Here is a 13,890-nt window from a genome sequence, read left to right as displayed (position 1 = left end):
GAAGGGGATGTTTTTTATTGTTCTCCATATACTAAAATAGAAAAATTCATGACTTTTGTACGAAAACACATGTTGACATCAGGCGTACATCCTTTATAATTAGTGAATGTTAATGATGAACGGTTACTTAGCAACTAATTAACAGAATATTTCAACATAATAATGGAGGCTTTAAATGCAATGAAGGCAACTTTGTCGACGAAAGATACAGTTATTATCGGTTTTATGTTATTTGCTCTATTCTTCGGCGCCGGAAATATGATTTATCCACCAGAGCTTGGGCAATATGCTGGGCAAAATGTGTGGAAAGCAATGGGCGGATTTTTATTAACAGGTGTCGGTTTACCTCTTCTAGGGATTATTGCGATCGCTTTAACAGGTCGAGATGCGAAAGGATTAGCTGATAAAGCTCACCCAGCTTTTGGAACAGCGTTTACCGTCATTTTATATTTATCTATTGGGCCGCTTTTCGCTATTCCTCGTACAGGAACGGTTTCATATGAAATTGGTGCATTACCCTTTTTAGCAGGTGTACCAGCTTGGCTCTCACTTCTTTTATTCACACTTGTCTTTTTTGGTATTACATATTATCTTGCTCTAAATCCAACGAAGATTGTGGATCGTGTAGGGAAAGTGTTAACACCAATTAAATTTACGATTATTTTTATTATTATTGTCAAAGCCATTTTAACGCCGATGGGCGCCGTTGGCACACCTGATGTATCCTATAGCAGCGGATCATTTTTCAAAGGATTTCTAGAGGGCTATAAAACAATGGATGCTCTTGCTTCTATTGTGTTTGGGGTTGTTGTTATCAACGCCATTAAAGGACGCGGTGTGACAAGTAAAAAGGCACTGACTTCTGCTTGTATCAAAGCGGGTCTGATTGCAGCTTGCGGATTAACATTTGTTTATCTATCTCTTGCTTATTTAGGCGCTTCAAGTACACACGCCATTGGTTTTGTTGGAGATGGCAGTAAAATCTTGGCTCAGTCTTCTCAATTCCTATTTGGCAGTTTAGGAAATATTGTGTTGGGTGCCGCGATTACGGTTGCTTGTTTAACAACAAGTATCGGTCTCGTTACATCATGCGGAGAGTATTTCTCAAATTTATTACCTAAACTTTCTTATAAAATGGTCGTAACACTAGTGACATTATTTAGTTTTATCATTTCAAATTTTGGACTTGCTCACATTATCGCTTTCTCTGTACCGGTTTTAACTGCGATTTATCCGCTAGCGATTGTCATCATTGTGTTATCGCTGGCAGATAAATGGCTTGGTCAAAGAAGACCTGTTTATGTCCTTACTTTGATTTTAACTGGCTGCGTCAGTTTGTTTGACGGCTTAGTAGCAGCGAAACTCCCGATTGGACCAGTGGAGGATCTCTTTCAAACGATATTACCTTTATATGACCTTGGTATTGGCTGGGTTGTTCCTGCTATTTTCGGAGTGGTCATTGGGTTCGTTCTTTCTCTTTTCACTTCTTCTGCTTCCCAAAAGCGGGAGAAACAAGCATCTTAACAGAAAAAAGCTGAAGTCCTGTAAATGGACTTCAGCTTTTTTATTGGTGCTGATACTCTTTTTCTTGCTGAGCTAACAGCTTTTGGACAGCTCCGGGTGATGTTTTTTCAACAGCCGCTGCTGCTATATCAAATGATCCGTTGTAATCGTAGGCATAGAATCTTCGTTCTGCCTCTTTTAGTTGTTCTGAAAGAATATGGTTTTGGCTTCTAAAACGATTGCCGTATTGAATGATTCGTTCAATTTGGTCCACTTTACTGAGCATTTCTTCTGTCTCATCCGCAACATTTCTGACTGTGTCAGAGGCTTCTTTTAATTGTTGATTCACTGCCGGCATGTTGAGCGGCAGGTTTTCCAGCTGCTCATGCACTTGCTGGATCATCTCCTGCGCTTTTTCAGCCCGCTCTTTCATCTCAGCAGGTACACCTGGGATATTGCTTTTATGCAGCTGGCGGACTGTATCTGTCAGCATGGTTTTGAGCTCAGCCAGTGTTTCTCTCGCTTGTAATTCTTCTTTTCTTAATGATTGTAGATGACCTTTAAATGTGTCATGCAATGCTTTTGCATCATCGATAAAGGTCTCCAGCTGATTGATTTCATCCATTAATAATGAATATGCCACGTGGTCACGATCAAGCTTCTCGCGGATTTGTTTCATCAGCTTTTCAATTTCTTCTAAACGTTTTTCGAATGCTTTCTGTTGATCGAGCTCTCCTGCTGTCAGCTTGTAGCTTTCTTTCACAAGAGCCGTTTCTGCCTTTGTTTGTGTGTGATCTTGTTCAAGCTTCTCGAATGCTTCTGTGAGCTCAGGCATTTTGCTTTTGATTTCCTGACCTGCTTCTACTTCCGCCTCCAGCTGATCATACAGCGTCTCAATCGCATCATTGATCATTTGCAGAATGCTTGATGCCTCTTCTAAATTGAGTTCATCAATGAGCAATTTTTCCGCTCTCGTAAGCTGTTTGTTTAAAGTCTCCAGCTCTTTCGTGATCTGGATGTGCTCCAGCTTGTAGCCTTTTTCTGTCATTTCTTGATATCCGTCTTTCAGCTTCGTCAGCTGACCTGGTACGGTTTGTTTGCAGTCTGCAATAAGCTTTGGTACATCATTGATATATAGTTGAAGCTGGTCGAGTCTGCGGTCTTGCTCAAGCAAAATCTTTCTTGCCTTCATGTAGTTTCCGTTTTCTGTTTCTTCCTCGTACTGCTTGATCCCTTCCCAGGCCTCATCTAAGTCCTGCTCCATTTTGTCATAAAGGGTGCCATATAAATGGCTGTACGCAAGCAGATTTTTTCGAACTGTTTGATATTGCTCTTTGACCTTTTCAATGTCCTTGCGATTTTGCTCCTCGCTTGTGACAAGGTCTGCAATTTCTTTTAAAATGTCTTCAATGTTCGAATCAGCAGCACTCAGCAAGTCCTCAATGTGCGTAAGAACCTGCTTGGCTTTGGAGAATCGATATTTATCAGAATACTCTTCTGCATCATATAATAGCTCCTCTACCTTTGGAAGATGGGCTGTGACGATATCGTCCCACTCTGCACGCCATCTTTCAAAAAATTGCTCTGTTTCTCCGGTCATTTTTAAATGTTTGATTTTTGAAATTTCTTCTACAATTGATCTGTTTAAAATTTCAATTTTCCATGCTTCCAATCGGTCAATCTCTTTATATATATTTTTTCGCAGGAAATAACCGACTGAAAACAAAGCAAGCAAAATGACAATTAAACCGATGATAAACTCCATAATGAGCCCCCTTGTTGTGATCTAAGTGATGTCAGGGTAAAAGTGTCCCGAGTAGACCTGAGAACCCTTTCGTGTCCGCTTTGCATTTGTCTTTTTATAAACAGGATCGTATGTTTTCCAATACCATCCATTCACGGTTTTATGTATGTTTTTCAAGAAAGTATTTGAGCGCTTTCTATCATTTGATCACACGTATCCATGTGACCTGCTTTTATGTATGCGGAAGCTGTCGTTTTCATTGTTATTATGATACCATGTAACCAGCATTTTTGGTCATGATTTTTCATTATTTTCGCTGATAAACATCACGTTTTTCAAAATATCGACAAGAGGTGACGACATGCTGAAGCAGGATGCACATCTACATACACCGTTTTGCCCGCACGGCTCGCTTGATTCATTTCATTCTTATATTGAAAAAGCCATCAAAAAGGGATTTGATTCCATAACCTTTACCGAGCATGCCCCTCTGCCTCCATCGTTTCGAGATCCAACACCAGAGCAGGATAGTGCCATGAAGCTCCAAGAACTTGACTCGTATATAACGAAATTGGATCAGCTGAAACAGGAATACAAAGGCCAATTAATAGTAAAAACTGGGCTTGAGGTTGACTATATCAAAGAGTATGAAGAGGAAACAAGTGCCTTTTTAGACTGCTATGGTCCAGAACTAGACGATAGCATTTTATCTGTTCACTTTCTTCCTGCTGGCGATGATTATATTTGCCTTGATTTTGACGAGCATGCCTTCAAGCAGCTAATAAGCGCCTATGGCAGCATCGAACAGGTCTATCAAAGCTACTATGACCAAATTCATTCTTCTATTCTATCATCTTTAGGTCGCTATAAGCCAAAGAGAATCGGTCATATCACCCTTGTGCAGAAATTCAAACAGCTTTTCCCATTTGAGATGCCGCCTGAACTTTGTCAAAAGGTCACCCTTTGTCTTGAAGAAACGGCAAAAAAAGGCATGTCCTTAGATTTTAATACATCAGGTCTTCGTAAAACATATGCCAGAAGTATCTATTTAGATCAATGGATGATTGATCTTGCAAAACAGAAAAAAATTCCGCTCATATTCGGGTCTGATGCCCATCAAGCGGAAGATCTCGGATATGCTTATGATCAATTCGAAGACATCATGAGTTTTAAGTGAGAATCTAATGCCGGCTTTTTTGGTTCTAGTAAATGATGAAGCGAGCGGCTTAGTTCTTTAAAATACATTTGATAGAAATAAGGCTCATTTGGATTCAAATAAAGCACCTCCGTTAAATATTGCGGCTGTAAATAGGGCATCATGAGTAGTGATTTCAGTTGAATCATAAACGATGAGAGTGAGAGCTGCTCACAAATCACATGGGTGCTTTTTCCTTTTTCAATAATGAGCTGAAACAAATATTTTTCTTTTGTTAAATAGGTCGACATAATTTCTCTAATGAGCGTCGAATCAATCGTCACCTCTCGATAAACGAAACGGGTTAATTGACGGTGCTTGTGCTGATAAGATAAAATATCAAAAACCACATGAAGTAAACATTCTTTTGCGTGACGAGTTTCCATGTGATGGATATGTGATTCAATCATGTGAATATAGCCTTCATAAAAATCGGATACAAGCTGCTCAAGCAGCCCTCCTTTTCCTTGAAAGTAATAAGATATGTGGGCAACGTTGACGTTTGCTTCCTTCGCAATCTCACGGACAGAGGTTCCAGAAAATCCTTTTTGGTTAAAAAGTCTGATGGAAGCTTCAATAATACGGTCTTTTGTTTGCACGGTTGTTGATGTTTTCATCCGCTCACCCCTCTTCATGTGTACATACTTCAAGATGAAGGCGGAAGTTCCTTTTACAATTGCTCGACAAATCCCACATGCGAGACGCAAGTTATGTATTTTTGAGATAGAAAGTAGGAGATTTTCATGTTTCATGTCGAAAAACAGTCTGGCGATCCATCAAAAGACTATCAATTGCTTGTTAAACAGGTAGAAGCCATTACAGATGGTGAGCCTGATCTGATTGCCAATTTGGCAAATGCTGCGGCGCTATTGTATCATTCACTCCCAGAGGTCAATTGGGCTGGATTTTATTTGGCTAAAGGGGGCGAGCTTGTGCTCGGACCGTTTAACGGACTGCCTGCATGTGTGCGCATCCCGTCTGGAAAAGGCGTTTGCGGTACTGCGTTTGCAACAGGTGAAGTCCAGCGTATCGCTGATGTGCATGCATTCCCTGGACATATCGCATGTGATGCAGCATCGCAATCTGAAATTGTCGTTCCGCTCAAGGTAAATGGACAGATCATTGGGGTACTCGACATTGACAGCCCCGTGAAAGACCGTTTCAGTGAAATAGATGAAACCTACTTAATTCAATTTACCGAGGTGCTCCAAAAGGCGTTATCCATCTCTACAGATGCGTAATCTTGCAAAAAAGCAGGCACATTGTCTGCTTTTTTATTTTTCTTCGCATAACGTGAAGCGTCACGTCTGCCTCTAAATAGGTTGACTTCTCCTATCCAGCGTCATATAATAGAATTTGTGTGAAATATGGCAGCCTTTTTGTTCGGCTTTTTTGTATCATTTTGTTCCTTCTATATGAAGGTGCATCTTGTAACTCCCTGCTGCTGGAGCGAGGATGCATGAAAACATAATGACGGAAAAGACAAAGAACAGACGGTTTTTATTTTTCACAAATAAAAACAAATAAGGAGGAGTCACATTATGGCTCGCTATACAGGTCCAAGTTGGAAGATTTCCCGCCGTTTAGGCATTTCATTAAGCGGAACAGGTAAGGAACTTGAAAAACGCCCTTACGCTCCAGGCCCACATGGTCCAGGACAACGCAAAAAACTATCTGAATACGGTTTACAATTACAAGAGAAGCAAAAGCTTCGTCACATGTACGGTGTCAACGAACGTCAATTCCGTACACTATTTGACAAAGCTGCTAAACTTCCTGGTAAACAAGGTGAAAACTTCATGATTCTTCTTGAAACTCGCCTTGACAACCTAGTATACCGTCTTGGCCTTGCTCGTACTCGCCGCCAAGCTCGTCAGCTAGTCAACCATGGTCACATCCTTGTTGATGGAAGCCGTGTAGACATCCCATCTTTCTCTGTGAAACCAGGTCAAACGATTGCTCTTCGTGAGAAATCTCAAAACCTTGCAGTTGTGAAAGAATCAGTTGAAGTAAACAACTTCGTTCCTGAATATCTTTCTTTCGATGCTGAAAAGCTTGAAGGAACTTTCACTCGTCTTCCAGAGCGTTCTGAATTAGCGCCTGAAATCAGCGAACAACTAATCGTTGAGTTCTACTCTCGTTAATTTCATTACTCTCTTAAAGAGAGATCAAACAAACCCTAGAGACCTTGATTGTTCAAGGTGGTCTAGGGTTTTTTGTTTGTATTCTCGTATGAACAAATGAATTTAAAACATATAATGGGAAACAGACTATGCACAAGACGAGCACCGGGCAAGACTTCCAAGAAACGGCTGAAAAAAGATATTCAAATGAAAAGGTCCTTTTGAGTGCTTCTAAAAGCACCTCTAAACATTTAAGTTAGTCTAATTTTTTAATAATAATAGAAGCGTTCACATTTGTTTGGGTCCCTCCTGCTAGAGTTTGAAGAGTAACTGCTGCTGCAGAAGTATGGTTTACAAGAGTAAGCGTGTCACCCGCTGCTAGAGCGAGGATGGCCTGACCGTTATTCTGTTGAGTACCAGCTCCTGAACCATAAACTGTGTTCGTCACAGGAGCTCCATTTACAAATAGAGTGAATTGATTTGGCTCTACGCCAGAAACTGAAAAAGTAACCTCATAGTTTCCTGGATTGGTCACTATAATTTGAGAAGTTCCAGGGGCATGTGTAATACCAGGAGTAGTAATTCCAGTTGAGTCAAAAATCACCGGGGCTTCTAAAGCTACTGTTTGAGCACTTAGATTGTATACATATGCAAATTCAGCTAGCCCTGCACCTGTGACTCCCGTGGCTCCTGTTGGACCGGTCGCTCCGGTATCTCCTGTAGCCCCTGTCGGACCAGTGGCTCCGATATCTCCCGTGGCACCCGTTGGACCAGTGGCTCCGATATCTCCCGTGGCTCCCGTTGCTCCAGTGGCTCCGATATCTCCCGTGGCTCCCGTTGGACCAGTGGCTCCGATATCTCCCGTGGCACCCGTTGCTCCAGTGGCTCCGATATCTCCCGTGGCTCCCGTTGCTCCAGTTGCTCCAGTGGCTCCGATATCTCCCGTGGCTCCCGTTGGACCAGTGGCTCCGATATCTCCCGTGGCTCCTGTTGGACCGATTGCTCCCGTATCTCCTGTAGCCCCTGTTGGACCGATTGCTCCCGTCGCTCCCGTATCTCCTGTAGCCCCTGTCGGACCAGTGGCTCCGATATCTCCCGTGGCTCCCGTTGCTCCGGTGGCTCCGATATCTCCCGTGGCTCCTGTCGGACCCGTCGCTCCGATATCTCCTGTAGCCCCTGTTGGACCGATTGCTCCGGTATTTCCTGTGGCTCCTGTTGGACCAGTGGCTCCGATATCTCCCGTGGCACCCGTTGCTCCAGTGGCTCCGATATCTCCCGTGGCTCCTGTCGGACCCGTCGCTCCGGTATCTCCTGTAGCACCTGTTGGACCAATCGCTCCGGTATCTCCTGTAGCACCTGTTGGACCAGTGGCTCCGATATCTCCCGTGGCTCCTGTTGGACCAGTGGCTCCGATATCTCCCGTGGCACCCGTTGCTCCAGTGGCTCCGATATCTCCCGTGGCTCCTGTCGGACCAATCGCTCCGGTATCTCCTGTAGCACCTGTTGGACCGATTGCTCCGGTATCTCCTGTGGCTCCTGTTGGACCAGTGGCTCCGGTGGCTCCTGTAGCTCCGGTGGCTTCTGCGGCCCCTGTAGGTCCAGTGACTCCTGTAGCTCCTGTAGCTCCTCGAATCCCTCGTAATCCCCGTAATCCTCGTCGCCCTACAATTACTTTTGTTTCACAAATGATGCAACAGTTTGATTTTGATAGTTTCTGTTTACAATAAGGGCATTTTTTATACTTATCACAACCCATCAGTTGTTCATCTCCTTTATCATTATTCATATGTTACATCTGTAAATAGGTGCAGATAAGTAAAACGTACAAAGAATAAAGATAAGCGTAGAATAAATATAAATTTCTATAGTATTCCAAAAGTCTTTTGGTTGTGAAAATTTGATTGTATTTTGCGCTAAACTTTTTCATGATGACTAGCCTGTCTCAAGAAGCTATCCAAAACTATATAATCTATCATGAAAAAAATCCCCTAGAATTCCAGAGGATTTTTTTGTTCCATGGTTCACTCAAGTATTATTAAGCGTATAGCGATATCTTTTATTTTACCATCCAATTACTAATCAATTGATCTGTTGTCATGACAGTAGCAAATTCATCATGCAATGTAGCAAGTGATAGCCGATGAATCATTTCGGGATCATAATATGTACCGTTTTGATCTGTTAGTCCAAAGGCAGCAGATGCATCAGAAATGAGATATGTATCAAAGCCTAGATTGCCGCTCATTCTTGTTGTTGTAGATACGCAGTGCGGTGTTGTTAATCCTGCGATTACAACAGTGTCGATCTCGTTTGATCTTAGTTGTTCCTCCAAATTTGTGCCAATAAAGCTGCTGTTGACTTTCTTTTGTATCACCATTTCATCATCTAGCGGTTTGGCGATATCTTTGAAGAGATGCCCTTCATTTGCCGGATGAAATAAGGAGTCCGGCTTGTCAGATGTATGCTGAATATGAATCACTGTCCAGCCTTTCTCTCTCCAAAACGTCAATAAACGACTGATATTTTTCTCTGCATCTAGATTATTTCGTTCTCCCCATTTTTCATGCTCGAACGCCTTCTGTACATCCACAATGATCAAAGCCTTTTGATTCTTTTGCACAAACGCCCACCTCCGTAGATTCTCATTTACTACATGTAGTGTAAGGAATGGTGATCCATTTGTACATGCTTTTAATGATGTTTTGCCTGTTTTTGCATCAAAAAAACAAACCACACACTGGCAACGATGTAATAGATACCAATGATTGAATACAGTTGGACATCACCTCGCCTATTTGAACTGATTTAACAAACTTCATCCAGATGAAATAGATGAGGAGAAATGAGCACGGATAATAGAGGAAATATCTTAAAAAATATTGCTTGAGTTTTTGTGTCATCATTTTACCTCCATTATAACCTTCTTTCATCATCTAGCAGCTGTCATATGTCCGATGACATCAAAAAAAGACAGCACAAGTCGCTGTCTTTTTTCATTTTTTAATTCGTATTCTGTCCCCCGCCATTCAGCCCTTCTTTGATATAGCCTTTGACTTGGCTTGAAGCTAATAGACCGATGTGACCAACGCCGTGAATGAGGACGTTTCTTGCGCCAATTAAACGCGAGAGGCTGTTGACGACGATAAGATCGGCTGAGCTATAGACAGAGGTGTAAAGGATTTTTTGATTTGGATCGGTGCCTGGTAATGCTCTGAGTGAAACGAGTCCGTTCGCTCCACCAAGTGTAACGACGTTTTCTATTTTATCGCCGCCGTCTAGATTCTTAATATAGTATAACGTGTTCGCTCCGCCCATACTATGAGCCACAATATCAACTTTTTTGGCACCTGTTTTGGCTAGCACATCTTTGACGAATCTGGATAGACGCGGACCATTGTTGCGGTTATTACCTGTTTTGTCTATGAAATCGATAGCAAATAATTGGTTTCGATCCCACCCTTGTGATACCAAGTAACTTTTAATCGAAGCAAAGTTATAAGACGCACCGCCCATGCCATGTACCATCACAACCGGATTATGCTCAGCCGCTCTGATCTCTTTTGGCTGGATGAAGGCCATTGAACCCATCACCAATGCAAGCACAACAAGAATTTGCAAACTCCTTTTCTTAAAACGAATCACTTTCATTCCCCCTTATTCATCTTATTCGACTCTATTTTATACAAGAAAAATATGTAAAAAAAGTGAACAAGGCACTGTTTGTTCAATCAATTTATAGAAAATAAATAATGAAAAAGCACCTTTGACTCTCTCAACGCCAATGCCAAAAGACTAGACAAAGTCTCTTTGAACAGTCTATTAGACTCTTCAAAGAGCACTCATCTCTCATTTTGCATAAAAAAAGCAGCCGGTTATCGCAGCCGGCTGCACATCGTTCTTATTTGTAATTCACAAGGAAGTATTTCTTTTTCCCTCTTCTTAAGACGGTAAATTGGTTTTCAATTCGATCTTCAGCTGAAAGGACGTAGTCTTTATCGGTTTGTCTCTCTCCGTTGATGGAAACTGCACCATTTGTGATGTCTTCACGTGCTTGACGTTTTGATGGAGACAGCTTTGATTCAACAAGGACATCGACAAGTGTTAATTCTTCTGTACTGCTTTTCTCCATTGATGGAACATCTTTAAAGCCTACTTTGACTTCTTCGGCTGAAAGAGATTTGATCTCGCCTTTGAATAGCGCATTTGAGATGTTGACAGCCTGTTCTAGTGATTCACGTCCATGTACAAGTGTTGTGACTTCCTCTGCTAGACGGCGCTGTGCTTCACGCTTTTCAGGTGCTGTTTGTACTTTTTCTTCGTACGATGCGATCTCTTCTTTCGATAAGAACGTAAAGTATTTTAAGTATTTCACGACGTCACGGTCATCTGTGTTGATCCAGAATTGGTAGAACTCATATGGAGACGTTTTTTCTTTATCTAACCAGATGGCGCCGCCTTCTGTTTTACCGAACTTCGTGCCATCTGCTTTAGTGACAAGCGGCATCGTTAGACCGAATGCTTTTGCCCCTTCTGCTTCAGACTTACGAATCAGCTCAAGTCCAGATGTGATATTTCCCCACTGGTCACTTCCGCCAATTTGCAGCTTACAGTTTTCATTTCTGTAAAGGTTTAAGAAGTCTAAAGATTGCAGGATGACGTAGCTGAACTCTGTGTACGAAATTCCTGTCTCGATACGCGAGCTGACGATATCTTTTGCCAGCATGAAGTTCACACCGAAGTTCTTTCCAATATCACGAAGGAACGTGATGACATTCATCTGGCTGATCCAGTCGTAGTTATTCACGATTACGGCTGGGTTCTCGTCTGCTTCAAAATCAAGAAATTGCGACAGCTGTCCTTTAATTTTCTCTGTCCATTGTTCTACGATTTCTGCAGGGTTTAGTGAACGCTCTGCTTTTTTGAAGCTAGGATCGCCGATTAGTCCAGTCGCGCCGCCAACAAGGGCAATCGGGTGATGGCCCGCTTCCTGGAATCTGCGTAATGTTAAAATCGGCAATAGATGACCAATGTGCAAGCTGTCTGCTGTCGGATCAAAGCCGGAGTACAGCTTGATTTTTTCTTCTGCTAATAATTTTGTTAAACCTTCTTCATCTGTTTGCTGCTGAATTAATCCTCTGAACGATAACTCTTCCATCAATTGACTCATATCCAATTCTCCTTTTTTACAATTCAACATAAAAAACGCCCCTTCGAATGAACGAAGGGACGATATATATCGCGGTACCACCCTGCTTAAAAGACAACAAATCACATCTTTTCACTTACACTGATAACGGACAGATCCGTTCTTTCACTAATCAGGACAGCATGCATGCTCCTTTTCGTAAAAGCGGTTCGTGAGGGTAATTCGAATATCTCTTTGTACTGACTCGCACCAGCCGTCAGCTCTCTTGGACAGGGAAAGATAATTCTACTGAATCTCAGTCAAAACCTTTACATATTCAACTAATGTCATTTTAAACATACTTTTGGTATCAAGTCAACTGATGAAAAAAATTAATCTTCCATTGTCGATAGGTCGCCAGCCGGTAAATTCAGTTCCCACGCCTTTAGCACACGTCTCATAATTTTTCCGCTTCGCGTTTTAGGTAGTTTGTCTTTAAACTCGATTTCTCTCGGTGCCGCATGTGCAGCGAGTCCTTTTTTCACAAACGTACGAATCTCTTCTTTCAGCTCATCTGTCGGCTCATAACCGCTTCTGAGCGCAATGAATGCTTTAATAATTTCACCGCGGACCGGATCTGGTTTTCCAATGACACCAGCCTCTGCAATGGCCGGATGTTCGACCAGCTTGCTTTCCACCTCAAAAGGACCAACCCGCTCTCCTGATGTCATGATCACATCATCGACACGTCCCTGGAACCAAAAGTATCCGTCTTCGTCCATATAAGCTGAATCTCCTGAAACATACCAATCTCCCGGCATAAAGTAAGATTCATATTTTTCAGGATTGTTCCAGATCGTATGCATCATAGACGGCCAGCCTTTTTTGATGGCGAGGTTGCCCATCCGGTATGGCGGAAGTTCATTTCCGGCATTATCGACAATCGCAGCTTCTACGCCTGGAATCGGTTTCCCCATTGAACCTGGTTTGATGTCCATGCATGGATAATTACAAATCAGCTGTGCACCGGTTTCAGTCATCCACCAAGTGTCATGAATTCGTTTGCCAAATACAGCGTCTCCCCATCGGATGACTTCTGGATTTAGAGGCTCACCTACACTTAACACATGACGGAGCGAGCTGAGATCATATTTTTGAATGAGGTCATCTCCTGCTCCCATCAGCATTCTAAAGGCAGTCGGAGCACTGTACCAAACGGTCACACCTAGTGATTCAATGGTTTCATACCACGTATCAGGGTTAAACCTGCCGCCTAAAATGACATTCGTCGCCCCATTTAACCACGGTGAAAAAATGCCGTACACTGTGCCTGTTACCCAGCCTGGGTCAGCTGTACACCAGTAGACGTCGTCTTCTTTCAGATCAAGCACCCATTTACCGGTCTGGTCTTGCTGCACCATTGCGCCATGGACATGCAGCACACCTTTTGGCGTACCTGTGGACCCTGACGTGTAATGAAGCAGAAAGCCGTCTTTTTCATCCATCCATTCAATCTCAAGGTCCTTTGCTGCCTGCTCAAACGCCTCTTCGTAATGGATTGTCCGAACGCCATCGACGTCTTCCTTTTCACCGCCGACAATGATGACGGATTCAAGCTTCGGAAGCTCTGCAAACGGAATTCGTTCAAGCAGATCCGGCGTTGTCACAATGACCTTCGCCTCACTATTTTCTAAACGGTCTTTGACCGCTCCTTCCATAAATGCCTCAAATAACGGACCAACGATCGCACCAATTTTGACTGCGCCAAGCAGAAGAAAATAGAGCTCAGGTGATCTTGGCATAAAGATAAATACGCGATCCCCTTTTTGCACATGCGCCTTTTCTCTGAATAGATTTCCCGCTTTATTTGTGTTGATTTTCATATCCCTGAACGTATACTTTTCATCACGCTGTGAATCTTTGTAGTGAAGCGCCACCTTGTTCTTACGAAACGAATCCGCATGTCTGTCAATCGCTTCATAGGCTGCATTTATGTTTCCTGTTTCATACCACGAGAAGTTTTTTCTTGCTTCCTCCCATGAAAATTCTTTGTATGCCTGCTCATAATCATTTAAATGATAGTCCCCTTTTACTGATGGCAGCGTTTCCAATTTCATCAAACAGTCCCCCTTTGCATACGTTTACAATGACCATTATAGTATAGATGACTTTTTTTCTCAATTTTTAAAAAACTTATGGT

The 13,890-nt window shown here is 42.5% G+C and carries 11 protein-coding genes and 1 other annotated feature; of the genes, 4 read left to right on the top strand and 7 right to left on the bottom strand.

Annotated elements, in window-relative coordinates; genetic code table 11:
• Positions 1–180 precede the first annotated feature (180 nt).
• Positions 181–1,524, top strand: a complete 1,344-nt coding sequence (gene brnQ, locus C6Y02_RS10030; RefSeq protein ID WP_060597011.1) for a branched-chain amino acid transport system II carrier protein — start codon at positions 181–183, stop codon at positions 1,522–1,524.
• Positions 1,525–1,564: 40 nt separating this feature from the next.
• On the opposite strand, the gene ezrA is transcribed toward brnQ, so the two are convergent.
• Positions 1,565–3,268 (bottom strand): septation ring formation regulator EzrA, encoded by a 1,704-nt coding sequence (ezrA, locus tag C6Y02_RS10025; RefSeq protein WP_106031173.1) that lies wholly within the window; start codon positions 3,266–3,268, stop codon positions 1,565–1,567.
• Positions 3,269–3,608: 340 nt separating this feature from the next.
• Between ezrA and hisJ the strand changes: the two genes are divergently transcribed.
• Entirely contained in the window at positions 3,609–4,424 is an 816-nt protein-coding gene (hisJ, locus tag C6Y02_RS10020) for a histidinol-phosphatase HisJ (protein WP_060597013.1), read from the top strand.
• Here hisJ and refZ read toward each other — a convergent pair.
• Positions 4,394–5,059, bottom strand: coding sequence for a forespore capture DNA-binding protein RefZ (refZ, locus tag C6Y02_RS10015; protein ID WP_060597014.1), 666 nt, complete (start codon positions 5,057–5,059; stop codon positions 4,394–4,396). The genes hisJ and refZ overlap by 31 nt on opposite strands.
• Positions 5,060–5,185: 126 nt before the next feature.
• Between refZ and C6Y02_RS10010 the strand changes: the two genes are divergently transcribed.
• Both C6Y02_RS10010 and rpsD read left to right on the top strand, forming a co-directional pair.
• Positions 5,186–5,683 (top strand): GAF domain-containing protein, encoded by a 498-nt coding sequence (locus C6Y02_RS10010; protein WP_095285580.1) that lies wholly within the window; start codon positions 5,186–5,188, stop codon positions 5,681–5,683.
• A gap of 300 nt (positions 5,684–5,983) precedes the next feature.
• Positions 5,984–6,586, top strand: a complete 603-nt coding sequence (rpsD, locus tag C6Y02_RS10005) for a 30S ribosomal protein S4 (RefSeq protein WP_034661940.1) — start codon at positions 5,984–5,986, stop codon at positions 6,584–6,586.
• A gap of 235 nt (positions 6,587–6,821) precedes the next feature.
• On the opposite strand, the gene C6Y02_RS10000 is transcribed toward rpsD, so the two are convergent.
• The 5 genes from C6Y02_RS10000 to acsA form a co-directional block, all read right to left on the bottom strand.
• The gene (locus C6Y02_RS10000; protein WP_106031172.1) at positions 6,822–8,321 is read right to left on the bottom strand and encodes a BclA C-terminal domain-containing protein; all 1,500 of its coding nucleotides are present in this window, start codon (positions 8,319–8,321) and stop codon (positions 6,822–6,824) included.
• Positions 8,322–8,621: 300 nt separating this feature from the next.
• Entirely contained in the window at positions 8,622–9,185 is a 564-nt protein-coding gene (locus tag C6Y02_RS09995) for a cysteine hydrolase family protein (protein ID WP_106031171.1), read from the bottom strand.
• Between the two features lie 380 nt (positions 9,186–9,565).
• A complete protein-coding gene (gene estA, locus C6Y02_RS09985) occupies positions 9,566–10,153 on the bottom strand; it encodes a lipase EstA (RefSeq protein ID WP_370876317.1) in 588 nt (195 codons plus the stop codon).
• Positions 10,154–10,463: 310 nt separating this feature from the next.
• Complete coding sequence (gene tyrS / locus C6Y02_RS09980) at positions 10,464–11,732, bottom strand: tyrosine--tRNA ligase (protein WP_106031294.1); 1,269 nt, start codon at positions 11,730–11,732, stop codon at positions 10,464–10,466.
• A gap of 52 nt (positions 11,733–11,784) precedes the next feature.
• Positions 11,785–12,023 (bottom strand) — a binding site (T-box leader).
• A 59-nt stretch (positions 12,024–12,082) separates the two neighbouring features.
• On the bottom strand, positions 12,083–13,807 hold the full coding sequence (gene acsA / locus C6Y02_RS09975) for an acetate--CoA ligase (protein WP_034665526.1): 1,725 nt from the start codon (positions 13,805–13,807) through the stop codon (positions 12,083–12,085).
• Between the last annotated feature and the right edge of the window lie 83 nt (positions 13,808–13,890).

The sequence above is a fragment of the Bacillus sp. NMCC4 genome (genome assembly GCF_002998555.1).
Classification (GTDB): Bacteria; Bacillota; Bacilli; order Bacillales; family Bacillaceae; genus Bacillus.
This window is presented reverse-complemented; position numbering and strand designations above follow the sequence as displayed.